Raw genomic sequence first — 25,062 nt, 5'->3', positions numbered from 1 at the left:
GCCTCTCGCCAAGATTAGGCCCGCGCCCACCCCCGCTCTATCCGAATTCCGCCAGGCTTATCCGGGATTCACTTAATTCCCAATGACGCGCGATTCCATTACGCTGCCCGCAGATACGGGATCGGTCCCGTCCCGGAGGCTTCCATGCACGGCTGGTCCCGACTAGAGCTGGCGCCCTTGCTGAAACGGCGCGTCTTCAGCTCCACGCAACAGGATGAGACCCGCGCCCGCGTGTCCGAAGCCCTCAAGGACCACCGCCTCACCTGGAAAGGCGGCCGCGTCGACGCCGAACTGAACCGCGGCCGATTCGGCTCCCTCACCGTCTGTACGTTGCGCTACGGCGCCGAAGTCCACATCGAACCCGACCGCCTCCAGGACTTCATGCTGGTGCAGGTCCCCCTACGCGGCCGCGCCCGCATCGAATGCGGCGACGAAGGCGTCAACGCCGCCCCCGACTGCGCCGCCGTCATCGCCCCCAACCGCCGCCTGCGGCTGCACTGGGAAGCCGGCTGCGAACAACTGCTGCTAAAGATCCCAAGAGGCAAACTGGAAGCCATGGGCCAACGCGCCTTCGGCGAAGCCGCCACCCGCCCCCTGGACTTCAGCCCCGCCCTGCGCCTGGACACCCCCATCGGCGCCGCCTGGCGCAGCATGATGGGCAGCCTGATCCACTTGCTGCCCACCTTGGACGACGGCGCCCGCCGCCCGCCCGCGGCGTGGCTGGAGCACCTGGAAGACACGCTGGTTTTGCACCTGCTCTACAACCAGCCCAATACTTGGCAAAACCACGCGGGCCAGCCCAACACCGTCCCGCGCCGCCTGAGCGTCGCCGAGGCCTTCATGCGAGAACGCCTCGGCGCCCCGCTGACGCTGAACACCATCGCCCGCCACGCTGGGGCGAGTGCCACCGCCCTCACTAGGCTTTTTCAGGAACACCGGAATACGACGCCGATGAATGCGCTACGCGCGTTTCGGCTGGACGCGGCGAGGAGCCGGCTGAAGACGCAGCCGGATGCGAGCGTCACGGAGGTGGCGCTGAGCGTGGGGTTTGGGCATCTGGGGAGATTCTCGGAGTATTACCGGGAACGGTTCGGGGAACTGCCGAAAGAGACGCGACGCGCGGGCAGCTGATCCCGGATTGCGGTGCATGACACCGGAATCAGCCCTAGGCGCGCCGCAAGCGCGCAGCGCAGGCCCGTGGACGCGAGACGCTGCGTAAGCCCCACCAGGCCGCCCGCGCGGCCGACGTGGGGCGGGCCCCGCAAAATGTTTCATGCCCGCGAGCACGTGGACAAGAACCTAAAGAACCCTGTACACCCCAGCGACCGCCAAGAGCAAACACCGGAGCCCGGCGTGGCGGCGGTCTGGGGCGCGCGGGGCGTGTAGATGCGCCCGAGGGAATCTGAAGGCAGTCGCCGAAGGCGACAACGAAGATGACGAAGGGGCAGTCCGGAGCGAAGGCTCCGGACCGCAATCGTAGCCCCGCGCGCCCCAGACCGCCGACGCGCCGGGCGTCTTAAGAACCGCGACCGACGCATCATCGGCCAGCGTCAGACCTCTAGCTAACAGTCCAACGCACTACGCACGGTGTCAGACACCCGGCGAATACCGCCGCGCAATGACGACTTTCTCATGCGGGTGTCAGACACCTGACTTCAGCGGCATGCTCACAAGAAAATCCGCCCCACAAGCACCGAAGGCCCGCCGCCCTCGCCCCCCGGTGCCGGCCGGGAAGCAAATGCGGCGAACCTTCGATACACCGTCAAACCAAATAAACCCCTACTGCGCAGGCACCACCGCAGTCACTTCAATTTCAACCTTCGCGCGATCCTCCACCAGAGCGGCCACTTCCACCGCCGTCATCGCCGGAAAATGCCGACCGATCAACTCCCGGTAGTGTTTACCAATGCCCGGATAAGCAGCGACGTACTCCTTCCTGTCCGTCACATACCAAGTCATCCGCACGATATGTTCAGGCTTCGCCCCACCCTCGGCAAGAATCTGCACGATGTTCAGCAGCGCCTGACGCACCTGGTCCGCGAAGTCATCGGACTCGAACTGCTGCTGCCCGTTCCATCCCACCTGTCCGCCCACAAACACGACCTTGCTGCCCACCAGCATCTCGGTCAGCACACCATTCGAATAGCCCCGGGGCGCCATCCAATCCGGCGGTTGCAGAATCTTCATAACGTCTCATCCTATTGATCAAATAAACAAACCACAGGGTGGCGCCCGCTTATGCCGCGGTTGCCAGAAAATGCTGCATGCGTTCCCGCAGATCCGCAGGCAGCGGCATCGACTTCATCGTCCGCAGATCCACCGTCACGATCGTCAGCGTCGCCGACAACCGCAACTGCCCGTCCGGCCCTTCAAACCGCACCAGCGCCTTGAACGATGCACCACCAATGCGCTGCACCGACAGCGTCTGCCGCAGTTTCTCGTGCCACCGGCTCGGTGCGCTGAAATCGCACGTCACCGACGCCATCGGCGTACCGATATGCCGCTCCACATGTAGCGCATGAAACGGCAACCCCATTCCCTTGTCGAACCACTCCTCGACGAAATCATTGATCATCTCGAAATAGCGCGGATAGAACACGATCCCCGCCGGGTCGCAATGGCGGAATCGGACTTCTACCTGGCTCACGAAAGGAGCCGTCGTGATGAGTGCTGCCATGATGTTTCCTTGATGCTTGCGATGCCTATGCCATCTTGCGCAGCGCAAACCGCTGCAACTTTCCCGTCTCCGTCCGCGGCAACGCATCCACGAACTCGATCGCGCGCGGATACTTGTAGGGCGCAATATTCGCCTTCACGAACGTCTGCATCGCCGTCACCAGCTCTGCGCTTGGCGCAAACCCCGGCTTCAGCACCACAAACGCCTTCACCACCTGACCGCGCTCGTCGTCCATCGCGCCCACTACCCCGCACTCCGCCACCGCCTCATGGCGCAGCAGCGCGTCCTCGACTTCCGGACCCGCGATGTTGTAGCCCGCCGACACGATCATGTCGTCGTTGCGCGCTTGGTAGAACAGATAGCCGTCATCGTCCTGCACGAACGTATCGCCCGGCAGATTCCAGCCGTCTTGCACGAACCGGCGCTGGCGCTCGTCCGCCAGATAGCGGCAGCCCGTCGGCCCCTTGATCGCCAACCGGCCCACCGTCCCGTTCGGCACCGGCTTCATCTCATCGTCAACGATCTGCGCCACGTACCCCGGCACCACGCGGCCAATCGCACCGCGGCGCACCGACTCCGGCGGGCTCGACACGAACACGTGGATCATCTCCGTGCCGCCGATGCCGTCGATCATCTCGATTCCCGTTGCGTCCTTCCAAAGCTGACGCGTCGCATCCGGCAGCGCTTCGCCCGCCGACACGCTCTTCTTCAGCGACGACAGATCGAACTTGCCCACCAACGCCGCCATCTGGCGGTAGAAGGTCGGGGCCGTGAACACGATCGTCGCGCGGAACTCCTGGATCAGTTCCAAGAGGCTTTCCGGCGACAGCTTCTCGGCCAGCACCGTGCTCGCGCCCACTCGCAGCGGGAAGCACAACAACCCGCCCAGCCCGAACGTGAACGCCAGCGGCGGCGTGCCGCAGAAAATGTCATCCGGCCCAGGCTTGATCACATGCTTCGGGAAAAGGTCGCACATCGCCAGCACATCGCGATGAAAGTGCATGCAGCCCTTCGGCGAGCCCGTCGTGCCGCTGGTGAACGCGATCAGGCACACATCGTCCGCCGCCGTATCGCACGCCTCGAACGTGTCAGGCTTGCCGGCCGCCAGCGCGTCCAGCGCATCGGCCGCCGAATCGTTGAAGTACATCACCTGCGCCAGACCCGGGCAGTGGTTCTCGTGATCCGGCTGCGCGCAGAACTGCGCCTCGTCCTTCAGGCGCACGTCGCACAGCACCGCCTGGATCTGCGCCTTCTCGATGATCTGCTTCAGTTCCTTCGAACGCAGCAGCGGCATCGTCGGCACCGTCACCAGACCCGCCTTGATCGCCGCCAGCCACGAGGCCGCCATCATCGGATTGTTCGGGCCGCGCAGCAGCAGGCGGTTACCCGGCACCAGCTTCATGTCCTCGGTCAGCACGCGCGCGATGCGGTTCGTCAACGCGGCCAGTTCGCCGTAGGTCATCGTCGCCGGCTTGCCGTCCTGTCGCCAGCGCAGCGCCACGCGATCGCCGTGGCCTTGGCCGACCATCGCGTCCACCAATTCCACTGCGCAATTGAAACGCTTTGGATAGGCCACGTCGGGGCCGTCCAGCAGGAACTCAGGCCATTGTTCGCCCGGGGGCAGGTTGTCCCGGGCAAAGGTGTCGATGTGGGCGGATACTTCCATGAAAATTCCCCTTGGCTGTGCGATGCGGTTTACGTTGCAAAAAGCAGGCGCTCGATGGCCCTTTATGCCTTTAGCAATTCACGGGCGATGATCAACTTCTGCACTTCCGTGGCGCCTTCGTAGATACGCAGCGCTCTGATTTCCCTGTAAAGCTTCTCCACCGGCATCCCCGACACCACGCCAGCGCCGCCGAACATCTGCAACGCCCGGTCGATCACCGTCTGCGCCGACTCCGTCGCCGTCATCTTGGCCATCGCCGCTTCACGCGTGGTGCGTAGCTTCTGCACGTCGCGCATCCACGCGGCGCGGTACGTCAGCAGCGCCGAGGCGTCGATGGCGGTTGCCATGTCGCCCAACGCGGCTTGCGTCAGTTGCAGGTCGGCCAGCGTCTGGCCAAACATGCGGCGCGACTTGGCGCGCGCCAATCCTTCATCCAGCGCCCGGCGCGCAAACCCCAGCGCCGCCGCCGCCACCGACGCGCGGAAGATGTCCAGCGTCATCATGGCCAGCTTGAAACCTTGCCCCGCGTCGCCCAACCGGTGCGTCACCGGGATGCGGCAGTTGTCGAACGTAATGGTCGCCAGCGGATGCGGCGCGATCAGGTCGATGCGCTCGGCCACCTCGAACCCCGGCGTGTCCGCATCCACCACGAACGCGCTGATGCCCCGCGCGCCGGGAGCTTCGCCTGTGCGCGCGAACACCACATAGAAGTCCGCAATGCCGCCGTTCGAAATCCACGTCTTGGCGCCATTCAGCACATAGTGATCGCCGTCCAGCTTCGCCTCGCAGGCCAGCGCGGCAACGTCCGACCCCGCATCAGGCTCCGACAACGCAAAAGCCGCAATCGCCTCGCCGCGCGCCACGCGCGGCAGGTAATGCTGGCGCAGCGCATCCGAGCCCATCAGCGAAATCGCGCCGCTGCCCAGGCCCTGCATCGCAAACGCAAAGTCCGCCAATCCTTCATGCCGGGCAAACGTCTCGCGCAGGATGCATACCGCGCGGGAGTCCACCTCCGGCAGCGCGCCGCCCCAAGCCCCGCCCGGGCCGCCTGCCACCGCGTAACGCAGCCACCCGGCCTGGCCCATGGCCTTGACCAGCTTCTTGCATGCCGCATCTGCGTCGTGATGATCCACGTCGCCCAGCGACTGCTCGCACCAGGCGTCCACGTCATGCGCCAGCTTGCGATGCGCGTCGTCGAAAAAGGGCCAGTCCAGCCAGCTTGCGTCGCGCATCATCAGTTCCCCTCGAAAACGGGCTTCTGCTTGGCCACGAAGGCCTCGTAGGCGCGATGGAAATCGCGCGTCTGCATGCAGATGGCCTGCGCCTCGGCTTCGGCCTCGATGGCCTCGTCCACACCCATGTTCCATTCCTGGTGCAGCAGCTTCTTGGTCACGCCGTGTGCGAAGGTCGGACCCGCGGCCAGTTGCGCCGCCAGCGTCTGCGCCGCTTCCAGCAGCTTGCCGGACTCGTGCAGCGCATTGAAAAACCCCCAGCTCGCGCCCTCGTCGGCCGTCATCGCGCGGCCGGTGTACAGCAGCTCGGAAGCACGGCCCTGACCGATCATGCGCGGCAGCAGCGTGCATGCGCCCATGTCGGCCCCCGCCAGCCCCACGCGGGTAAAGAGGAACGCGGTCCGCGCGGCCGGCGTGCCCAAGCGCATATCCGACGCCAGCGCCACCATCGCCCCCGCGCCCGCGCACACGCCGTCCACGGCCGCCACGATGGGTTGCGGGCAAGCGCGCATGGCCTTGACCAGATCACCCGTCATGCGCGTGAAATCCAGCAGTTCCGGCATGCTCATCTTCGTGAGCGGGCCGATGATCTCGTGCACGTCGCCGCCCGAGCAGAAATTGCCGCCCGCGCCCGTCACCACCACCACCTTGATGTCGGTGGCATACACCAGCGACCGGAAGAAATCGCGCAGTTCCGCGTACGAATCAAACGTTAGCGGATTCTTGCGCTCGGGACGGTTCAGCGTAATGGTGCCGACCTTGCCGTCGTCCGACACCTGCCACAGGAACGTCTTCGCCTGGTAGCCGGCGATGGGACGCTTGTGATGCTTCATGGTGTGCTCTTCGGGCTGGGTGCTCATGGTGTCTCCGTTCATGAATGCTGGGTGGATGGAACGCCGGCCTCAGCCGGTCATCACTTCGCCGCCGTCGACGGCGATCGCCTGGCCGTTGATCGAAGCGGAGGCCGGCAGCGCCAGCCACGCGACCGTCTCGGCCACTTCCTCGGGCTGCACCAGGCGGCCCTGCGGGTTGCGCTCCGCCAGTTTCAGGCGGGCGGCTTCCGGCGTCATGCCGGTCTTCTCGACAATGTTGGCGACGGCGCCGCGCACGATGTCGGTCTCGGTATAGCCCGGGCAGACTGCGTTGACCGTCACGCCCTTCTGCGCCGTTTCCAGCGCCAGCGACCGGGTCAGCCCGATCACGCCGTGCTTTGCAGCGCAGTAGGCGCTTACATACCCATAGCCGATCAGCCCTGCGGTGCTGGCCACGTTGATCACACGGCCCCACTTTTCCTGCAGCATCCCCGGCAACGCCGCCTGGATGCAATGGAAGGTGCCCGTCAGATTGACGGCCAGCATCTGGTTCCACAGCGCGGCGTCCGTGCGGTCAAAACGCTGGCTGACCGCCTGCCCCGCGTTGTTCACCAGGATCACCACCGGGCCGAACTCGGCTTCGGCCTGCGCGAAGGCGGCGCGCACCGAGGCTTCGTCGGCAATGTCCGCGCTGACGGCCTGCACCTGACCCAGCCGGGCCAACTCGTCGGTCGCCGCCTCCAGCGCGCCACCATCGCGGCCCAGCAGCGTGACGCGGGCGCCGCGCTGCAGCAGCGACCGGGCGGCGGCCAGGCCGATGCCGCGGGCGCCGCCCGTCACCAGGGCGTGACGCCCGGCGAGTGGTAGCGGTTGTGCGTTCATTTGATATCCAGTTGCGCCATCGCGGCGGCGCGTTCGAAGTTGGTCTCAAGCTGGCGCTTGCCGGCGAAATACTGGCTAGGCCACGACACATCAACATAGCCCACGCGCGCCGCTTCGCGCAGCGTCCAGGAGGCGTCAGCCAAATGGGGACGTGCCAGCGCGCACAGGTCCGCACGGCCGGAGGCGATGATGCCGTTGGCGTGGTCGGCCTCGAAAATGGCGCCCACCGCAATCGTGGGGATGCCGGCTTCGTTGCGGACGCGATCGGCAAACGGCGTCTGGAACATGCGGCCGTACACCGGCTTTTCTTCCTTGCTGACCTGACCGGACGAGCAATCGATCATGTCGGCGCCCGCCGCCTTGAAGTGACGCGCGATCTCGACCGCATCGTCCGCGGTGATGCCGCCTTCCACCCAATCGCTGGCCGAGATCCGCACCGACATCGGCTTGTCCTCGGGCCACACCGCCCGCACCGCATGGAACACCTCCAGCGGGAAGCGCAGCCGGTTTTCCAGACTGCCGCCGTATTCATCCTCACGACGATTGGTCAGCGGCGAAATAAAGCTGGACAACAGATAGCCGTGCGCGCAGTGCAGCTCCAGCCAGTCGAAGCCCGCAGCCGCCGCGCGGCGCGCCGCCGCCACGAAGTTGTCGCGCACTTCGTCCATATCCGCGCGCGTCATGGCGCGCGGCGTCTGCGACACGCCTTCGATGTACGGCAGGGCCGATGCCGACACCAGCGGCCAATTGCCCTCTGCCAGCGGATGATCGATCTTCTGCCAGCCGAGCTGCGTCGACCCCTTGCGGCCAGCATGACCCAACTGCATGCCGATCCGCGCATCGCTGTTGCCGTGCACAAAGTTCACGATGCGGGCAAACGCCTGCTGCTGCTCGTCATTCCACAGCCCCGGGCACCCCGGCGTGATGCGGCCATCGGGCGACACGCAGGTCATTTCCACCATCACCAACCCGGCGCCACCCATGGCGCGCGCGCCCAGGTGAACCAGATGGAAATCTCCCGGCACGCCATCCGTGCACGAATACATCGCCATCGGCGACACCAGGATGCGATTCTTCAGCCGAACGCCGCGCACCTGATAAGGCGTCAGCATCGGAATCGCCGGACGCCGGCCCTCGGGCGTGGCCGCGCCGGCGCGTTCCGCGATCCAGCGCTCAAAGCCTTCCAGCCAGGCCGGATCGCGCAGGCGCAGGTTCTCGTGCGAAATGCGCTGCGAACGGGTCAGCAGCGAATACGCGAACTGCTCGGGCTCCAGGTCGGCGTAGCGCTCGACGTTCTCAAACCATTCGGTGGAGTTGCGCGCGGCGTTCTGAATCTTCAGCACCTCGACGCTGCGCACTTCCTCGTAATGATGCAGTCCGGCCTCGACGCTGCCTTCCGCGCCGCTCAGGCAACGCGCCAGCTCGATAGCGTCTTCCAGCGCCAGCTTCGTGCCCGACCCGATGGAAAAGTGCGCCGTGTGCGCGGCATCGCCCATCAGCACGACCGGCACGCGGCGCTCGCCACGGGCGGTGTCCAGCTTGTTCCAGTGGACCCACGTATTGCAGATGACGCGCGGGAAACGGATCCAGATCGCCGAACCACGCAGATGCGACGCATTGCTGATCAGCGGATTGCCGTCCAGCCAGGGCGCAAACAGCTTCTCGCAATAGGCGATGCCCTCTTCCTGGCTCATCTGCTCGATGCCCGCAGCCTGCCAGGTTTCCTCCGGCGTCTCGACGATAAACGTCGACATGCCGTCCTCGTATCGGTAAGCATGCGCCTGGAACCAGCCGTGCTCGGTCTGCACGAAGGCAAAGGTAAAGGCATCGAACACCTTCTTGGTGCCCAGCCACACGAAGCGGCAGCGGCGCTGGTCGATGTCGGGATGGAACGTATCGGCGTACCGGGTGCGAATCTGGCTGTTGATGCCGTCCGAGGCAATGACCAGATCGGCGTCGTACTCGCGGGCGATGGCCTGGTCGTCCTGGACGAAGCTCTCGAACACGAGCTTCACGCCCACGTCTTCGCAACGCGCCTGCAGGATGTTCAGAAGCTTCTTGCGCCCAATGCCGATGAAGCCGTGGCCGCTGCTGCGGATGCTGCGTCCCTTGAAATGGATGTCGATGTCATCCCAATGGTTGAACGCATCGCCAATGGTTTGCGCCGATACGGGATCGGCCTCACGCAAATTCTGCATGGTGGCGTCGGAGAAGACCACGCCCCAGCCAAAAGTGTCATACGGACGGTTGCGTTCGATGACGGTGACTTCGTTGGCGGGGTTCTGCAGTTTCATGAGCAGACCGAAATACAGGCCGGCGGGACCGCCGCCGATGCAGACTATCTTCATTGCCGTATACGCTCCAAGTACGCGACAGTCGCTCTGTGGTGCTGGAGCGGAAGCCGCAGATATTTAGGTCTGGATAGTTTAGGCTTGAAATATATATCGGAAGTGGTGGGTGTGCAAATGAGGGAAAGTATTTAGTAATGCTGGAGGGGGAGGGGAAATGGGGACGATTGGAGGTCGGTTGTAGAGGCGGGGTATAGGTGTGGGTGCAGAGGAGCGTACGGGGTGTCGTTGAGGCCGCTTTGACCGTTGGTTCTGGGTTGGCGGTTGCTGCGTTCTTCTCCCGCCCCTCGGCACGGGCGACAGGGGGCCGAGCGCCCACGATTGCGGTCCGGAGCCTCCGCTCCGGACTGCCCCGTCGTCATCTTCGTCCGCCTTCGGCTCCCTTCAGATTCCCTCGGGCGCATCGACGGCGCTCGGCCCCCTGTCGCCCGCACCGAGGAGCTGCGGTGTGCATGAATCGGGGCGCTGCTAGAGCAGTGGTCAGGGACGAGTCTTGCGGGGCCCGCCGAGTCGCGGCCGCGCGGGCGGCCACGATCGGCATACGCGTTGTGGGTCGTCGTGGAGGTAGACGCTTCCGCGCTTGCGGGGAGTGGGGTTCTAAAGCTCCAGCATCACCGTGGGGAGAGCCGTGATGGGCGGCGCGGCGACGGTTCGCCACAGCCTGCCGACCGGTTCGCGCCGCCCATCGGGCACGTGAGTTCAAGTGACGATGAATGGCGGCCGGAGTGCTTCATGGTGTCTGACACCCGATTTAGTCTAAGTCTTCGGAGGCCGCCCGCGCGGCCGAACGGAGACGGGCAACGCAAGATGCTTCTGGCCCGAAGTGCTCTGCGCAAAAATGCCAAGCACGCCGACCGCCCCCGCTGCCTGAAAACTCGAATTGCCAGAGTCCGGTGCGGTGGCGTCCCGGGGTGCGCGGGGCGTCGATAAGCCCGAGGGAATCTGAAGGGAGCCGAAGGCGGACGAAGATGACGACGGGGCAGTCCGGAGCGAAGGCTCCGGACCGCAATCGTGGCCCCGCGCGCCCCGGGACGCCACCGTGCCGGACGCCTCAAGAACTCAACCCGGCAAACGAAGCGAACCAATCACCCCCGAGCCCGCAACCACTCCTCAAGATCCCCCGCAGGCAACGGCGGCGAAAACAGAAACCCCTGCCCCGCCGCGCACCCTTGCTCGATCAGAAACCGCCGCTGCTCTTCGTTCTCAACGCCCTCAGCCACAACCGGCAGACTCAAGCTCTCCCCGATCCGAATCACAGCGCTAGTCAACGCCCGAGCCGCATCATCGCTCTCCAACCCTTGCACGAAACTGCGATCCAGCTTCAGTTCGTCAACGATCAGGCGCCGCAAATGCCCCAGGCTGGAATATCCAGTCCCGAAGTCATCCATCGACAGCCGTACGCCCAACCGATGCAGTTCAGCAATCGTGCGCAACGTCCCAGCCGTGGCATCGAGAACAACGCCCTCGGTAATCTCCAGCATCAAATCCGCAGGCGCCAAACCGAACTCAGCCAACGTCGCCGCAATCATCCGCGGCAGGTTCAGATTGTGGAAATTCGTCGCCGACAGGTTCACCGACACCGAAGGCACTCGCAGACCGTTATTGCGCCAGATCGCCAATTGCGAGCAGGCCTCGCGCAACGCCCAGTCGCCCAGATCTCCGATCAGACCGCACTCTTCCGCCAGCGGCACAAACCGCGCCGGCGAAATATCCCCCAGCGTCGGATGGCGCCAACGTGCAAGCGCCTCCACCCCGTACAGGCTGCCGTTCTTCAAGCCAACCTGCGGCTGATAGTGCAAACGCAACGCCTTCGCTTCCAACGCATCCCGCAGCGCCGCTTCCAGCGCCAACCGCTCCTGCGCCTGACGATTCATCTCGGCGCTGAAGAACGAAATGCGATTGCGGCCCGCCGTCTTCGCCTGGTACATCGCCATGTCCGCATGGCGCAACAGCGTATCCATATCCCGGCCGTTCTCCGGGAAGACGCTGATGCCGATGCTCACCGACGGATTCAGCGTAATGCCGCCCACCGAGAACGGCTGCGCCAGCGCCACCAGGATGTGTTCCGCCGCCGCGGTCAGGCGGCCATGTTCGAACTCCGGCATCAACATCACGAACTCGTCGCCGGAAAGCCGGCCCACGATATCCGTCGCCCGCGCCAACCGTCGCAGACGCTGCGCCACATCCCGCAGCAGCGCGTCCCCGATCGGGTGGCCCAGCGTATCGTTCACCTGCTTGAAGCGGTCCAGATCCAGGAACAACACCGCCACCCGCTTGCGCTCCGGCTCCGCCCGCGCGATCGCCTGTTCCGCCTGCGCCAGCAACAGATTGCGGTTCGGCAGTCCCGTCAGTTCGTCATAGAACGCCAATTGCCGGATGCGCGCGCGCGCTTCCTCGCGTTCCAGCGCCAGCGCGCACAGGTATACGCACACGTCCACCAGACGGTGATGGAAATCATCAGGCAGCCGGCGTTCCCGGAAATAGAAACCGAACGTCCCGATCACCCGGCCATCGCTCGACTTGATCGGCGACGACCAGCACGCCTTGTATTCTTCCGGCAGCGGCAGATGGCGGTAATCGTCCCACAGCGGGTCTGTTGCAATGTCCGGCACGATCACCGGACGGCCCAGAAACGCCGCCGTGCCGCAGGCGCCCACCTGCGGGCCGATCGGCACGCCTTCCAGCGCGTCCGAATAGCCCTGCGGCAGGCTCGGCGCCGCCAGCGGGCGCAACAGGCCCGCATCGTCCACGCGAACCACCGACGCCGCCACTTCCGGCGCCAGGCGCTCCACCTCGCGGCACACCATGTTCATGACCTCGACCACCGAGGCCTCGTTCACCATCGCCTGCAGCACCCGGCGCTGCAGCACCTCGTGCACCTTCGTCGGCGTAATGTCCGTCAGCACGTCCACGATATTGACCAGCGTCCCGCGCTCGTCGAACACCGAGTTGGCCATCACCGACACCCACAGCGGCTTGCCGCCGCGGTCATAGACCAGCACGTCCTTGTGGTAGCCCTCGCGACAGGCCACGCGGCGGTGCAGTTCCTCGCGCGTGCCGCCGTCCGCGCGGCCGCCGGAGAGCAGTTCGCCCAGATCCTGGTCCAGCGCATCGCTACGGGAAAAGCCGAGCATCCGCTGAAAGCCGTCGTTCACGTAGACGATGCGGCCATCGGAGCCCGACACCGCCACCGCGTTGCCCGTTTCGTTGATGCCCAGCATCAGCAGGCGGATTTCTTCCTGGCGCTCCGCGTCCGCGATCGACTTGCGCGAAATCACCGTCACGCGGCCCACCTCGCCCGCGTCGTTCAGCAGCGGCAGGTAGGTCGCTTCGATCCACAGCGAGCTGCCGTCCTTCTTGCGGTAGCGGCAGGTGCCCGAAAAGTGCTGGCCGCGGCGCAGCCGGTCCCAAACCTGTTCGCCGCTGCGCGTACCCTTGCCTTCGTCCATGCTGTCGCACAGCAGCTCGTGGCGCAGGGTCAGCGCCTCTTCGCGGGTGTAACCCACCGCGGCCAGGAAATTGGTATTGCCGTTCAACAAGGAGCCGGCTGCGTCGAAATCGAACAGCAGCAAGGCGCGGTCCATCGACGTCAGATAATTGCCCACATGCCACGCGGCGCCTTGGGGGTTCGACTGCGACCCGCCAAGATGAGAATCAAGCATAAGGGGCTCCAACCCGGATAACAGCTGTTCCGGTTTCATTCAGCGCCTCGGAAAACCAAGGGCGACGCGATCGCGTCCGTCCTGCTTGGCCAGATACAACGCCTGATCCGCCCGGCTGAGCGTCTCCGAAAACGTTTCGCCCAACTGGTGATACGCCATGCCGATACTGACCGTCAGCCGCAGGACTTCGTCGCCGGCCGGCATCGCCAGCCCCCGCACGTCGCTCACCAGGCGGTCCATGACCGCCTGCGCCGCGTCCGGGTCCGTATGGGGCAGCAGCACGAGGAATTCCTCGCCGCCCCAGCGGCCGCACAGATCGTATTCGCGCAGGCTTTCGCCCAGCACGCCGGCCAGTTCGACCAGCGCGCGGTCGCCCGTCTCGTGGCCGAAACGGTCGTTCACGGCCTTGAAGTGATCCACGTCCAGCATCGCGACGACAAAGCTGTCGCCGCTGCGCGCAGCGCGCTGGACTTCCTGCTTGATCATTTCCATCAGCGCGCGCCGGTTCAACAGGCCCGTCAGGGGGTCGCGGCTGGACGTTTCCTCGAGCGCGCGGTTCAGGTCGCGCATCATGTTCTGATAGTGATCCGAGATCCGCGCGATGCGGGTCAGGCGGCGCAGCTGGCGGTCGAACTGGTCGCACAGGCCCAGTTCACGTTCGTGCGCCATGCTTTGATAGGCGTCCGAAAGCTGCGTGACGCGCTGAATGCGCGCCATCTGTTCCTCGGTGTGCCGCCAGAGCGCTTCCAGCGCGTCGCGCAGCGGATGGCCGGCATGCGCCGGATCCGCCAGCAGCTCGGCGATACGCTGATCCAGTTCGGCGGCGCCCGGTTTCATTGGCGGCCAACCACCGAGAACGGGAACGTGCAGTCTTCCTTGAACTCTTCAGCCAGTTCGCCCACGCGCTCGTTGCGCATGTCGTAGAACCAGGTGACGCCGACCTCGCGGCCCTTGCGGTGCGCGGCTTCGAGCACATCGAAGATGTCCATGACGGACTTGATGCTGCTGGTGTTCAGGTACAGGAGTTCCAGCTCCAGCTTCAGCGGCGTGTCGCGATCCTGCAGGTACGTCTCGACCCATTCAATGACCGGGCCGAACAGCTCGAAGGAATTCTCGGGGTAGGAGTCGCCGCGCATCGCCAGCACGCCGGCGGCAGCGTCGGCGGTGATGGCGGGCGTGGACTGGGTCCCGGGAATGTTCAGGTCTTTCATCAAATACTCCGAAAATAATCCTGTTGAGCGCGCGTCCTCAGACCACTACGCTCAGGCTGAAGAAGGCCTTGCCCGGCTGTGCAGCGGGGGTCAGGCTGGCTTCCAGCGGCGCGCCGGCGCGGCGCGCGATGTCAATGAGGCCCAGGCCCGCGCCCGACGCGACGCCCTGCGTACGCGGCTTGTGCAGTTGGGCCTTGTATTCGGCTTTCAGGGCCGGCTTGTCCAGCGCGGCCAGTTCCTGGATGCGGGCGACCAGGCTGTGGCCGTCTTCCGCGCTGACCAGATTGCCCGCCGACACCACGTAGCGGCTTTCGTCGCGGCGGCCGATCACGACCGTGGCGGAGGCGTCCGCGTCGCCGTTCTGCGCGGCGTACTGGCGGATGTTCTGGATCATCTCGATGTAGACCGAGAACACGTCCATGGCTTCAGCGGGCCGGACGTGCTCGGCGTTCAGGTAGTTCTTCAGCGCATTGCCGATTTCCTCGATCAGGCTGCGCGAGATCGGCCCGTTGAAACACAGCAACGTGCGGTTCTGGTCGAATCGCGCGCCCAACGCGTAAAGATCGGAGGCATTCATGGAGGGTACCGCCTTGATAACGATTATTCGAAACGGAAAGACAGCAAGGTGATGTCGTCGCGCTGGGGCCGGCCACCTTGGTACTCGGCGAGCGCCTGGCTGAACGCGGCCGCCTGTTCGGTTAACGGCCGGCGCGCGTGTGTCTTGAGCATGTCCGCAAAGCGCGTATTGCCAAAGCCGAACCCGTGCTCGCCGCCCGCCTGATCCAGAAAACCGTCGGTCGCCAGGTAATACGTCCAGCCCGGCTCCATCTGCAACGCGTTGTTCTCGTAAACCCCCATACGCTTGTCGCCCAGCGCACGCCGGCCGCCGGGCACTTCATGCAGGTTTTCGCCGTCGCTTGCGTACAGGCTGATCTTCGCGCCTGCGTACAGCAGCCTGCCGGCTTGCCGGTCAATATATACCAGCCCCGCATCGGTATTGGTCGCCAAGGCCCGGGGCAGCTGCGCGTCGGCCAGCATGGCCCGGATTGCGTTGTCGGTACGCGTCAGAATGCCCGCGGGATCGCCCGGTCCGACCTCGGTGATCGCCAGATCGATCGCCGCACGCGCCAGCATCGTCATCAGCGCGCCGGGCACGCCGTGGCCCGCGCAGTCCATGATGCCCAGCAGGCAGTTGGCGCCGTCCTCGCGGAACACGTAGAAATCGCCGCCAACCACATCGCGCGGCTTCCACAGCACAAAATGGTGGGCGCCCAGCGACTGCGTCAGTTGGCGATCCGGCAGGATCGCGCGCTGGATCAGGCTGGCGTAGTCGATGGAGTCGCCGATCTTCTTGTGCGCCGCGGCCATGGCGCGGTTGGCGTCTTCCAGTTCCGAGGTGCGTTCGCGCACCTTGGTTTCCAGCTCGGCCGTGTGCTTGCGGACCTTGTCGGCCATCACGCCGAACGCGCGGCTCAGGTCGCCGATCTCGTCCTGGCCGCCCGGCGGCAGGCGCACGTCGTAGCTGCCGTCGGCGATTGCCCGCGCGGACTGCTGCAGGCGGCGCAAGGGGCGCAGCATCAGGCGCTCGATGGCGTAGCCGAAGCACAGCAGCATCGCGGCAAACAGCAGCACCAGGCCAATGGCCGCCGGCCACAGCCAGCCGGTGTCCAGCACCCGGGCCGCGCCCAGGTCGACCACCGTCAGGACGTGCCAGTGCAGCTCCGGCATGTACGCCACCGACACCAGCTGGCGCACCCCGTCCATCTTGACCCAGGCCGACTGCACCGACTGCGGATCCGCCTGCGCGGCATGCATGGCCGACAGCAGCTCGGCGCGGCCTTCGCCCTGATCCAGCAGGCTGAAGACCATGCCCTTGCCGCCCGCCCCGCCCGCGCCCGAGTTGTAGGCGATCAGCGCGGGGTTCATGTGCGCCTGGATCGCGCCTTCCTCGTCCACGATGATGGGCGTGACCCCGGGCTGGCCGCTGTTCACGAATTCCTTCAGGAACCCGCCCACGTCCAGACCAGCGCCCGTCAGGCCCATGACCGTCTCGCCGTCGCGGATCTGTACGTTGATCCAGACCTTGGTGGTCTTGAGCTTCAGGTCCGGATTAACGTTGATGTTGTAGCGGGCGGGCGACTTGATCGTGGCGTAGAACCAGCCGTCGTCGGCCGCGCTGGGGCTGAGCGTGTAGCGCGGCGTCTCGGACAGCGGCTTGTCGTCGTTGAAGTAGTAGTTGCCGGAACTGGCGCTGGCGATGAAATACGCGCCGCCCAGCAGATCGCGCCGGTAGCCGTCGGCCTCGCGGAAGAACAGCTCGCGCGCGGCGGGATCGTTTTCATTGCGGAGCCAGCGGCGCGTGACCTCGCTGTCGGCCAGGCGCTGCGACAGCGCCAGTTCGCGCGACACCGGCGCCAGGATGCGCTGGCGGTTCAGTTGCGTGAAGTTGTCGGAAAAGGCGCGGCCAAAGTGCTCGCGGACGCCGTCCAGCACCTGCCAGCCAATCAGCGCGGCCGGCGCCAAGGCGACCAGGCACGCCAACAGCAGCGCCATCAGTGATTTCCTGCGCAATCCCCATTTCGCCATGCAAAGTCTTCCTGACAACTTGATGCGATGCCACGCGCGAAAAAGGGGACGCAGATAGGACGCGCTGACCTTACGAGGCGCCGTACCCGTGCTTCGCCCCGCCTTTTGAGCCATGAGCCTGAACGCCGGCGCCCCGTGCGGGCAACCGGCGCGGCTAGTGTAGATGCCAGGGGGGTTTATTGATACAGGTGCAAACGTCTGGATGCGTTCGAGACACCTTAAGTTTCACCGCAGCAATATATATCGTGATTTATTGCGTTTTATATCAGCGGCTGTTACGCCTGGCAGGTTCGAATTGCAGCTTTATTACGACACGTTGTCAGACGCCCAGATAGCGTTCCCAGAGGCTGCGGTCGGCGTCCAGGGCCTGCGAGTCCCCGGTCCACACCACTTTGCCGCGTTCCAGGATGACATGGCGGTCGGCCAGGCTGAGTAACCTTTCGACATATTTGTCGATCACCAGGATCGTCTGCCCGGCCTGACGCAGACGCGCCAGGCAGTTCCAGATCTCTTCCCGGATTTTCGGCGCCAGCCCTTCGGTGGCTTCGTCCAGAATCAGCAGCCGGGGGTTGGTCACCAGCGCGCGGCCGATGGCCAGCATCTGCTGCTCACCGCCCGACAACTGGTTGCCCATGTTTCGGGCGCGTTCAGCCAGCCGGGGGAAGAGTTCAAAGACGCGATCGGGCGTCCACGGTTCGCCGATCTCCGGGTTGCGCCCGGCCACGAAGGCCGTCAGGTGTTCGCGCACCGTCAGATTGGGAAAGCACTGCCGCCCTTCCGGGACGATGGCGACGCCGGCCCGCGCGATGCGGTCCGGACTCCATCCGCTGATGTCCTGCCCCGCGAAATGGATCTTGCCGCCGCGCAGCGGCAACTGGCCGAACAGCGTGCGCAGCAGCGTCGTCTTGCCCATGCCATTGCGGCCCAGCAGCGTCACAACCTGCCCTGCGCCAATCTCCAGGTCCACGCCAAACAGCACCTGGCTGGCGCCGTAGCCGCTCTTGGCCGATTCGATGGTCAGCATCATGCGGTCTCCTCGTCGCCCAGGTAGGCCTGGCGCACTTCGGGGTTGGCGCGGATCTCGTCCGGCGTGCCCGAGGCAATCACCCGCCCGTACACCAGCACGGACAGGCGGTCGGCCAGACGGAACACCGCCTGCATGTCGTGTTCAACCAGCAGCATGGCGGCGCGTCCCCGCAAGGATTCGATCAGTTCGGTCAGGCGGACGGTCTCGTCGGGCCCCATGCCTGCCATGGGTTCGTCCAGCAGCAGCACCTTGGGCCGGGCGGCAAGCGCCAGCGCGAATTCCACCTTGCGCTGCTCGCCGTGCGGCAGCGTGCCCGCGGCGCGGTCGAGCAGGCTGGCGTCGATGGCGCATTCGCGGGCCAGCTCGCGCGCCTGTTCGTACAGCGCCGATTCTGCGGCGCGCGGCTTCCAGAAGCGGAAGCTGCTGCCGGCGTGGGCCTGCACGGCCAGCACCAAGTTATCCAGCACGCTGGACTGCTTGAAGATGTTGGTGATCTGGTAGGACCGCGACAGGCCCGCCGCCACGCGCTGGTGCGCGTTCATTGCGGTGACGTCGCGGCCGTCGACTTCCAGCGTGCCGGCGTCGGCGGAGAGCGTGCCCGACAGCAGGTGGATCAGCGTGGACTTGCCCGCGCCGTTGGGGCCGATCAGGGCGTGGATCTCGCCCGGCGCCAGCGACAGCGATACGTTGTCGGTGGCCACCAGCGCGCCAAAGCGCCGGACCAGACCGCGCGCCTGCAGGGCGTGCGTCATCGGGGCGTGTGTCCCCGCGGGTTGTGTCCCCAAGCGGTGCGTCCCCGCGGGTTGCGTCCTATTCGCGGCTGCGCCAGTCGTGGCATTCATCGGATTGCTCATGAGCCCACCTTGCCGGATTGCGGCGCAGCGCGCCCGCTGAACAGCGGCCCGAACAGGCCGACCAGGCCGCGCGGCGCGCCAAACACCACGCAGAGCAGCAGCACGCCCAAAGGCAGGTGCCAGTATTCGGTCCACAGGCGCAGCACTTCTTCCAGCGTCAGCATCACGACCGCACCGGCCACGCCGCCATAGCGCAGGCCGATGCCGCCCACCAGCACCATGATCAGCAGGTTGGCCGACTGGGTCCAATGCATCAGGCTGGGCGAAATGAAGAGGTTGTGGTTGGCCAGCAGCGCGCCGGCCAGCCCCGCCGCCGCGCCGCTCAGCGTGAACGCCATCAGCTTGATGCGGTACACGGGATAGCCCATGGACTCCATGCGCGATTCGTTCTCGCGGATGCCCTGCAGCGCCATGCCGAAGCGCGAGGCGACGACGTGACCGAAGGCCCACATCAGCAGCGCGAACAGCGCCAGCACCAGGTAATAGAAGCTGACATCGTGGGCAAGGTCGATGCCCGGCAGCGTGGAATATCCCGGCAGGTTCAGGCCATCCTCACCGCCGTACTGGCGCAGCGAGATGAAGATGTAGAACAGCATCTGCGCGAACGCCAGCGTGATCATGATGAAGTACACGCCTCGTGTGCGCAGCGAGATCGCGCCCGTGATGCAGGCCAGCACGCCCGCCAGCAGCATGGCCACCGGCCAGGACACCAGCGCGGACGTGACGCCCGACATGGACAGGATGCCCACCGCATAGGCGCCCGCGCCGAAGAACGCGGCGTGACCCAAGGCCACCATGCCGCCATACCCCAGGATGAGGTTCAGGCTGGTGGCCGCCAGCGCGTAGATCAGCACGCGCCGCACGAAGGAAATGTAGAAGTCCAGGCCCAGCATGGGCGCGACCAGCGGGAACACCGCCAGCGCGGCCAGCAGGACCACGGTCCAGATCTTGGTTTTCATGGTCAGCCCCGCGCCGGAAAGAGGCCAGAGGGCCGGAACACCAGCACTGCCGCCATCAACACGTAGATGGCGATGGCCGCGAGCGTCGGACCGACGCTGGAGGCCACGGCCGGCGAAAACACCTGGCGCAGCAGCATCGGCAGGAACGCCCGGCCGGCGGTGTCGACCATGCCGACCAGCAGCGCGCCCACGAAGGCGCCCCGGATCGAGCCGATGCCGCCGATGACGATGCACACCAGCACCAGGATCAGGATTTCTTCGCCCATGCCCACCTGCACCGAGGTGATCGGCCCCAGCAGCGCACCCGCCACCGCGGCCAGCATGCCGCCCAGCACGAACACGCCCAGGAACAGCAGCGGCACGCGCACGCCCATCAGCGTGGCCATCTGGCGGTTCGACGCCCCGGCCCGCACCAGCACGCCGGCACGGGTCCGCGTCACGAACCAGTACAGGCCCGCGGCCGCGGCCACGCCGAAGACGATGATCATCAGGCGGTAGGCGGGATACATCAGGTCGGGCAACAGGCGCACGGGACCGGACAGCATCGCGGGCATGTTCAGCATGACCGGCGCCGGACCCCAGATCATCTTGACCAGGTCATTGGCGATAAGGATGACAGCGTAGGTGCCCAGCACCTGGGCCAGATGGTCACGCAGCGCCAGGCGGCGGATGAGCGAGAGCTCCAGCACGATGCCGACGATGCCCGTGGCAACCGCCGCCACAAGAACCGCGGCGGTGAACGAGCCGGTGCGTTGCATGGTTTCGGCGGCGACATAGGCGCCAGCCATATAGAGCGAGCCGTGAGCCAGATTCATGATGTCCATGATCCCGAACACCAGGGTCAGCCCGGCCGCAATCAGAAACAACATCAACCCAAACTGCAGACCGTTCAGCAATTGCTCGACGATCAGCGTAAACGTCATGAAAACTTCCCCCTTGCCGCGCGCCGCCGATGGGCCCCCGCGATCAATTCACCAAAGCTATCCCACCTGCATCAGCGACGCATCCCCGCGCCCAAGCCGCCGCCCCCAAGCGGGGTCGCGCGGATCCGGCTTCGCCGGTCCGCTGCGACGCCCCCTGGGGGGAAGCGCGCAGCGCTTCGGGGGGATCAGAGCTTGCAGTCGCCTACGTACACGTCCTGGTACTTGTCGAAGACCTTGCCCACCAGCTTGTTGGTGATGCGGCCGCTGCCGTCTTTCTCGACGACGCGCAGGTAGTAGGCCTGGATCGGGTAGTGGTTCTTGCCGTAGGTGAAGCTGCCGCGCACCGAGGGGTAGTCGGCCTTTTCCAGCGCCTTCACGATGGCATCACGGTCGGTGGCCTTGCCGCCGGCCTGCTTGACGGCGGCGTCCATGGCCATGATCACGTCATACGCCTGGGCGGCGTACACCGACGGGTAACGGCCGTTGTATTCCTTGCGGAAGGCCTCGACGAAGGCCTTGTTCTGCGGCACGTCCAGGTCATGCGCCCATTGCGCCGTGTTGTACATGCCCAGCATGGGGTCGCCCACGGCCTGGATCACGTCCTCGTCGGCCGAGAAGCCCGGGCCGATCAGCTTGACGTTCTGCGACAGGCCGGCGGACACGAACTGCTTGACGAAGTTGATGCCCATGCCGCCCGGCAGGAAGATGTAGACGGCGTCCGGCTTGGCGGCGCGGATCTGCGCGATCTCTGCGGCGTAGTCGATCTGGCCGAGCTTGGTGTAGACCTCGTCGCCCGGGGCGGTCTTGTAGCCGCGCTTGAAGCCGGTCAGCGCATCCTTGCCGGCCGGGTAGTCCGGGGCCATGATGAACATCTTCTTGAAGCCGCGGTCGGCCGCGACCTTGCCGGCCGCTTCGTGGAAGGCATCGTTCTGGTACGACGTGCCGAACCAATAGTTGTTGCACTGGGCGCCGGCGAACTGGCTGGGACCGGGGTTGTTGGACAGGTAGGGCACCTTCGCGGCGAACAGCGCGGGGCCGACGGCCAGCGCCACGTTCGAGCCGATGGGCCCCGTGAAGAAGTCGACCTTTTCGCGCTGGATGTAGCGCGTGACGAGCTGGCGGGCCTGGTCCGGATTGCCGCCCATGTCGGTTTGCAGGAATTCCGCGGGCTGGCCGCCCAGCTTGCTGCCCAGTTGCTTGATGGCCAGGTTGAAGCCGTCGCGGGCTTCGGCGCCCAGCGCCGAGAACGGGCCCGAGATGTCGTTGGCGATGCCGACCTTGACGGTGTCGGCCTGTGCCAGGGCCGGAATCAGGGCGGCGGCAGCCAGGAAGGAAGTGATCAAACGCATGGTGGTGTGCTCCGTGCGCGAGCCCGCGCAGAGGGTGTTCTTTTTGAAAGTGCGATGCGAAAGACTTCTATGCCCGGCCCGCTGGCGCGATGGTCGCCGCCGTCAGGCCGGTGCCTGCAGAACGTATGCTCTGCAACGCCCCAATCCCCTTATGCAGCACAGGGAAAACTGGCGTGGTTCATAGTTTAGGTTTAAAGTAATCGGCAAAACAAGTCTAGGGTTTTTACCACCTGCCGCCATGGTCACCCTCTACCGCAACTACGATCGCGCCGAACTGGACGTCCAGTACAACGCTCGCGCGACAGTACCCGACATCCAACCGATACTCAAGAAATACGCCGAGGACAGCGCCACGGCGCGCAGCACGCTGGAATGCGCGCTGGACGTGCCTTTTGGCGATCATCCGGATGAACTGCTGGACATATTTCCAGCCGCGGCCGGCAAGTCCGGCGCGCCCGTCTTCGTGTTCATCCACGGCGGCTACTGGCGACTCTTGTCCAAAAACGAATCCAGCAACATGGCGCCCGCGTTCACGCAGGCGGGCGCGGTGGTGGTGTCGGTGAATTATTCGCTGGCCCCCGCCGTCACGCTGGACCGTATCGTGGACCAGAACCGGCGCGCGCTGGCCTGGATTCACCACCACATCGCCGAGTACGGCGGCGACCCGTCGCGCATCCACATCTGCGGCAGCTCGGCGGGCGGTCATCTGGTCGGCGCCCTGCTCGCCGGCGGCTGGCATGCCAGCTACGACGTGCCGCCCGGCGTCGTCAGGGGCGCCGCGCCCCTGTCGGGCCTGTTCGACCTGCGCCCGCTGGTGCACACCCACATCAACGAATGGATGCGCATGAGCGAAGCCGATGCCATCCGCAACAGCCCCGCCCTGCATTTGCCGCAGGCGGGCTGCCCGCTGGTGGTCAGCTACGGAGAATCCGAAACCGACGAATTCAAGCGCCAGAGCGATGATTATCTGGCCGCATGGCGGGCGCGCGGTTTTCCCGGTAGGTATGTACCAATGCCAGGCACCAATCATTTTGATATTGTCCTGACGCTCAACGATCCGAACAGCCCGCTGACCCAAGCCATCTTCGAACAGATGGGTCTGGCGCCCTCTTCACCCCCGCATTCCCGGTAATCTTCCGAGCCATGACCGATACCCCCGACCTGGAATCCCGCGCCGCGCCCGACGACCATCACGCGCTGCGCCTGTGGCTGCGCATGCTGACCTGCGCCAACCTCATCGAAGGCGAGATCCGCAGCCGCCTGCGCAACGACTTCGACACCACCCTGCCGCGTTTCGACCTGATGGCGCAGTTGCAGCGCGCCCCCAAGGGCATGAAGATGGGCGAGCTGTCGCGCCACATGATGGTCACCAACGGCAATATCACCGGGATCACCGACCAGCTCGAAAAAGAAGGCCTGGTGGTGCGGACCAAGGTCGAGTCCGACCGCCGCAGCTCGCTCATCAAGCTGACGCCGCAAGGCAAGAAGAGCTTTGCGCGCATGGCCCGCGCCCACGAGAACTGGGTCAAATCCATGTTTGCCGAACTGCCAGAGGCCAGCCGCAACGCCCTGTTCCAGGCGCTGGGCGAACTGAAGCTGCAGGTGGTGGCCACGCGCTCGGCGGCGGCCCGCGACTGAGGGCGGACCAGGACTTTTTCGCGACGGTCCGGCCTGCCGGATTGGCGCATAATTGCCGCCATGATTCCGGTTTCTCTTCCTGGCGGTAATTTCTATGTGCTGATGGCGGCTTCGCTCGCCTGCCTCGCCACGCTGTTCACCTGGCTGGCTGCACTGGCCACCTCTCCCGGCGCGCGAGACTGGCTGTCCGGCCACCGGCGCGCCGGCACCGTCCTGATGGCCGTGCTGGCCGTCATCGGCGCCATCTTCCCGTATCAGCAGTTCAGCCAGTGGTTCTCGGTCCAGCGCGAAGCGCAGGCCGACGACGCGCGCAAGACGGTGCTGTCACAACCCACGCAACTGGCCGGCGTCCAGATGCCCACCGGCACCACGCTTCGGCTTGCCACGCCCGGTGAACTGGCATCGTTCGACCGGGCCGTCTTTCCCGAATCCCACCCGGCAGACATTAACGGCGTCGCCGCGACGCGCCTGTTCCGTTACCCCGCCACGCCCAAGCAGCCCGAAACCCTGTCCGCCGAGATCGCGCGGGACCAGGCGCTGGAAGGCTGGCTCTGCGCGCACGGCCATCGCATTGAATTTGTGGTGCAAGGCGGGCATCCGCAGTTTTCCAGCTGCCACCTTGCCATCGGCAATACGCTGGACCAGCAACCGGTGCCCGCGGGCGCCTGGTTGAAGGTCGACCCCGCCGCCCGCGGCACGCCGCTGGACAAGACCGGCACGGCGCCCCGCTGGCTGCTGCGCACCGAAGGCAGCGACGCCCTGACCGTCGCCGGGATTCCCTTGCTGAAGGTCGACCTGCAACTGGACGCGCAGCGCCGGATGCTGGGCTTCGAGGGTCTGGCGGCGCGCGACACCGTCCTGGGCGAAATGACCTACCCGCCGGGCACGCGCGTACTGGCCGCCAACCCGCGCCTGCAGGGCGCGCAGCCTGGCGATCTGCTGTTCTCGCCGTCCCGCGGGCGCTCGGCGCGCCGGGCCGGCGGCGAAGACGTCCCCGCCGGCAAGTCGGTGCTGCAGGCGCCCGACGGCACGGTGCGCAGCGTGCTGAGCAACCGCGAAGCCGGCGTGCTGGACGTGGCCGCCATGCGCATGGCTCCCTGAGGCCGGCGCCTGGGGCCGCCTCCCCTCGGGTTGCCGAGGGGACCGGCCACCCCCGCCGGATCCGGTGGGATAATACGAACCTTTCCCGCGCGCCGCCGTGCCTGGCGGCGGTTCCGTCCCGCTCACACCAAGAGA

General features: G+C 65.7%; 21 protein-coding genes. 4 read left to right on the top strand and 17 right to left on the bottom strand.

The window, feature by feature from the left end:
- Positions 1-144 precede the first annotated feature (144 nt).
- Positions 145-1,131 carry an AraC family transcriptional regulator gene (locus tag AB3147_RS02745; protein WP_367351388.1) on the top strand — a complete coding sequence of 329 codons (987 nt, stop codon included), beginning with the start codon at positions 145-147 and terminating at the stop codon, positions 1,129-1,131.
- A 648-nt stretch (positions 1,132-1,779) separates the two neighbouring features.
- On the opposite strand, the gene AB3147_RS02740 is transcribed toward AB3147_RS02745, so the two are convergent.
- The 17 genes from AB3147_RS02740 to AB3147_RS02660 all read right to left on the bottom strand — a co-directional run bounded on the left by AB3147_RS02740 (position 1,780) and on the right by AB3147_RS02660 (position 22,188).
- Complete coding sequence (locus AB3147_RS02740) at positions 1,780-2,187, bottom strand: RidA family protein (RefSeq protein WP_367351387.1); 408 nt, start codon at positions 2,185-2,187, stop codon at positions 1,780-1,782.
- Positions 2,188-2,236: 49 nt separating this feature from the next.
- A complete protein-coding gene (locus tag AB3147_RS02735; protein ID WP_367351386.1) occupies positions 2,237-2,677 on the bottom strand; it encodes an acyl-CoA thioesterase in 441 nt (146 codons plus the stop codon).
- A 25-nt stretch (positions 2,678-2,702) separates the two neighbouring features.
- Positions 2,703-4,343 carry an AMP-binding protein gene (locus tag AB3147_RS02730; RefSeq protein ID WP_367351385.1) on the bottom strand — a complete coding sequence of 547 codons (1,641 nt, stop codon included), beginning with the start codon at positions 4,341-4,343 and terminating at the stop codon, positions 2,703-2,705.
- A gap of 62 nt (positions 4,344-4,405) precedes the next feature.
- Positions 4,406-5,575 (bottom strand): acyl-CoA dehydrogenase family protein, encoded by a 1,170-nt coding sequence (locus AB3147_RS02725; RefSeq protein WP_191578247.1) that lies wholly within the window; start codon positions 5,573-5,575, stop codon positions 4,406-4,408.
- A gap of 2 nt (positions 5,576-5,577) precedes the next feature.
- The gene (locus tag AB3147_RS02720; protein ID WP_175125936.1) at positions 5,578-6,435 is read right to left on the bottom strand and encodes an enoyl-CoA hydratase family protein; all 858 of its coding nucleotides are present in this window, start codon (positions 6,433-6,435) and stop codon (positions 5,578-5,580) included.
- Between the two features lie 42 nt (positions 6,436-6,477).
- On the bottom strand, positions 6,478-7,269 hold the full coding sequence (locus AB3147_RS02715) for an SDR family NAD(P)-dependent oxidoreductase (RefSeq protein WP_367351384.1): 792 nt from the start codon (positions 7,267-7,269) through the stop codon (positions 6,478-6,480).
- Positions 7,266-9,617, bottom strand: coding sequence for a bifunctional salicylyl-CoA 5-hydroxylase/oxidoreductase (locus AB3147_RS02710; RefSeq protein ID WP_367351383.1), 2,352 nt, complete (start codon positions 9,615-9,617; stop codon positions 7,266-7,268). The genes AB3147_RS02715 and AB3147_RS02710 overlap by 4 nt, the downstream gene beginning before the upstream one ends.
- A 1,085-nt stretch (positions 9,618-10,702) precedes the next feature.
- The gene (locus AB3147_RS02705) at positions 10,703-13,279 is read right to left on the bottom strand and encodes a sensor domain-containing protein (RefSeq protein WP_239216081.1); all 2,577 of its coding nucleotides are present in this window, start codon (positions 13,277-13,279) and stop codon (positions 10,703-10,705) included.
- A gap of 39 nt (positions 13,280-13,318) precedes the next feature.
- Positions 13,319-14,116: a biofilm regulation diguanylate cyclase SiaD gene (siaD, locus tag AB3147_RS02700; protein ID WP_175125940.1), complete on the bottom strand. Its 798-nt coding sequence runs from the start codon at positions 14,114-14,116 to the stop codon at positions 13,319-13,321.
- Positions 14,113-14,490 carry a biofilm regulation phosphoprotein SiaC gene (gene siaC, locus AB3147_RS02695; RefSeq protein WP_175139020.1) on the bottom strand — a complete coding sequence of 126 codons (378 nt, stop codon included), beginning with the start codon at positions 14,488-14,490 and terminating at the stop codon, positions 14,113-14,115. The genes siaD and siaC overlap by 4 nt, the downstream gene beginning before the upstream one ends.
- A gap of 37 nt (positions 14,491-14,527) precedes the next feature.
- Complete coding sequence (gene siaB, locus AB3147_RS02690) at positions 14,528-15,067, bottom strand: biofilm regulation protein kinase SiaB (protein WP_056564586.1); 540 nt, start codon at positions 15,065-15,067, stop codon at positions 14,528-14,530.
- A 23-nt stretch (positions 15,068-15,090) separates the two neighbouring features.
- Positions 15,091-17,076 carry a biofilm regulation protein phosphatase SiaA gene (siaA, locus tag AB3147_RS02685; protein WP_217481068.1) on the bottom strand — a complete coding sequence of 662 codons (1,986 nt, stop codon included), beginning with the start codon at positions 17,074-17,076 and terminating at the stop codon, positions 15,091-15,093.
- A gap of 319 nt (positions 17,077-17,395) precedes the next feature.
- Positions 17,396-18,100, bottom strand: coding sequence for an ABC transporter ATP-binding protein (locus tag AB3147_RS02680; protein ID WP_175125965.1), 705 nt, complete (start codon positions 18,098-18,100; stop codon positions 17,396-17,398).
- Positions 18,100-18,855 carry an ABC transporter ATP-binding protein gene (locus AB3147_RS02675; protein ID WP_175125943.1) on the bottom strand — a complete coding sequence of 252 codons (756 nt, stop codon included), beginning with the start codon at positions 18,853-18,855 and terminating at the stop codon, positions 18,100-18,102. The genes AB3147_RS02680 and AB3147_RS02675 overlap by 1 nt, the downstream gene beginning before the upstream one ends.
- Before the next feature lie 98 nt (positions 18,856-18,953).
- Positions 18,954-19,916 carry a branched-chain amino acid ABC transporter permease gene (locus AB3147_RS02670; protein WP_175125944.1) on the bottom strand — a complete coding sequence of 321 codons (963 nt, stop codon included), beginning with the start codon at positions 19,914-19,916 and terminating at the stop codon, positions 18,954-18,956.
- 2 nt (positions 19,917-19,918) lie between these two features.
- The gene (locus AB3147_RS02665) at positions 19,919-20,839 is read right to left on the bottom strand and encodes a branched-chain amino acid ABC transporter permease (protein ID WP_367351382.1); all 921 of its coding nucleotides are present in this window, start codon (positions 20,837-20,839) and stop codon (positions 19,919-19,921) included.
- A 185-nt stretch (positions 20,840-21,024) separates the two neighbouring features.
- Positions 21,025-22,188, bottom strand: a complete 1,164-nt coding sequence (locus AB3147_RS02660) for an ABC transporter substrate-binding protein (RefSeq protein WP_175125945.1) — start codon at positions 22,186-22,188, stop codon at positions 21,025-21,027.
- Between the two features lie 238 nt (positions 22,189-22,426).
- Here AB3147_RS02660 and AB3147_RS02655 point away from each other — a divergent pair, with 238 nt between their 5' ends.
- From AB3147_RS02655 to AB3147_RS02645, 3 genes are read left to right on the top strand one after another with little or no spacing between them, the layout of a single operon-like run.
- Positions 22,427-23,320, top strand: coding sequence for an alpha/beta hydrolase (locus tag AB3147_RS02655; protein ID WP_175125946.1), 894 nt, complete (start codon positions 22,427-22,429; stop codon positions 23,318-23,320).
- 11 nt (positions 23,321-23,331) lie between these two features.
- Positions 23,332-23,826, top strand: a complete 495-nt coding sequence (locus tag AB3147_RS02650; RefSeq protein ID WP_056564603.1) for a MarR family winged helix-turn-helix transcriptional regulator — start codon at positions 23,332-23,334, stop codon at positions 23,824-23,826.
- 60 nt (positions 23,827-23,886) lie between these two features.
- A complete protein-coding gene (locus AB3147_RS02645) occupies positions 23,887-24,927 on the top strand; it encodes a hypothetical protein (RefSeq protein ID WP_175186019.1) in 1,041 nt (346 codons plus the stop codon).
- Positions 24,928-25,062: the final 135 nt, after the last annotated feature.

It is taken from the genome of Achromobacter animicus (genome assembly GCF_040775605.1).
Classification (GTDB): domain Bacteria; phylum Pseudomonadota; class Gammaproteobacteria; order Burkholderiales; family Burkholderiaceae_B; genus Achromobacter; species Achromobacter animicus.
The sequence above is the reverse complement of the archived record's forward strand: the minus strand, read 5'-3'. Positions and strand labels throughout refer to the sequence as shown.

Coding starts and splice junctions, on each gene's coding strand:
- AB3147_RS02680 (WP_175125965.1), bottom strand. CDS start 18,100: ATGCTGACCATCGAATCGGCCAAGAGCGGCTACGGCGCCAGCCAGGTG.
- AB3147_RS02650 (WP_056564603.1), top strand. CDS start 23,332: ATGACCGATACCCCCGACCTGGAATCCCGCGCCGCGCCCGACGACCAT.
- AB3147_RS02745 (WP_367351388.1), top strand. CDS start 145: ATGCACGGCTGGTCCCGACTAGAGCTGGCGCCCTTGCTGAAACGGCGC.
- AB3147_RS02725 (WP_191578247.1), bottom strand. CDS start 5,575: ATGCGCGACGCAAGCTGGCTGGACTGGCCCTTTTTCGACGACGCGCAT.
- siaA (WP_217481068.1), bottom strand. CDS start 17,076: ATGGCGAAATGGGGATTGCGCAGGAAATCACTGATGGCGCTGCTGTTG.
- AB3147_RS02665 (WP_367351382.1), bottom strand. CDS start 20,839: ATGACGTTTACGCTGATCGTCGAGCAATTGCTGAACGGTCTGCAGTTT.
- AB3147_RS02670 (WP_175125944.1), bottom strand. CDS start 19,916: ATGAAAACCAAGATCTGGACCGTGGTCCTGCTGGCCGCGCTGGCGGTG.
- AB3147_RS02645 (WP_175186019.1), top strand. CDS start 23,887: ATGATTCCGGTTTCTCTTCCTGGCGGTAATTTCTATGTGCTGATGGCG.
- AB3147_RS02710 (WP_367351383.1), bottom strand. CDS start 9,617: ATGAAGATAGTCTGCATCGGCGGCGGTCCCGCCGGCCTGTATTTCGGT.
- AB3147_RS02735 (WP_367351386.1), bottom strand. CDS start 2,677: ATGGCAGCACTCATCACGACGGCTCCTTTCGTGAGCCAGGTAGAAGTC.
- AB3147_RS02730 (WP_367351385.1), bottom strand. CDS start 4,343: ATGGAAGTATCCGCCCACATCGACACCTTTGCCCGGGACAACCTGCCC.
- AB3147_RS02655 (WP_175125946.1), top strand. CDS start 22,427: ATGGTCACCCTCTACCGCAACTACGATCGCGCCGAACTGGACGTCCAG.
- AB3147_RS02715 (WP_367351384.1), bottom strand. CDS start 7,269: ATGAACGCACAACCGCTACCACTCGCCGGGCGTCACGCCCTGGTGACG.
- AB3147_RS02720 (WP_175125936.1), bottom strand. CDS start 6,435: ATGAGCACCCAGCCCGAAGAGCACACCATGAAGCATCACAAGCGTCCC.
- AB3147_RS02675 (WP_175125943.1), bottom strand. CDS start 18,855: ATGACGCACGCCCTGCAGGCGCGCGGTCTGGTCCGGCGCTTTGGCGCG.
- AB3147_RS02740 (WP_367351387.1), bottom strand. CDS start 2,187: ATGAAGATTCTGCAACCGCCGGATTGGATGGCGCCCCGGGGCTATTCG.
- AB3147_RS02660 (WP_175125945.1), bottom strand. CDS start 22,188: ATGCGTTTGATCACTTCCTTCCTGGCTGCCGCCGCCCTGATTCCGGCC.
- siaB (WP_056564586.1), bottom strand. CDS start 15,067: ATGAATGCCTCCGATCTTTACGCGTTGGGCGCGCGATTCGACCAGAAC.
- siaD (WP_175125940.1), bottom strand. CDS start 14,116: ATGAAACCGGGCGCCGCCGAACTGGATCAGCGTATCGCCGAGCTGCTG.
- AB3147_RS02705 (WP_239216081.1), bottom strand. CDS start 13,279: ATGCTTGATTCTCATCTTGGCGGGTCGCAGTCGAACCCCCAAGGCGCC.
- siaC (WP_175139020.1), bottom strand. CDS start 14,490: ATGAAAGACCTGAACATTCCCGGGACCCAGTCCACGCCCGCCATCACC.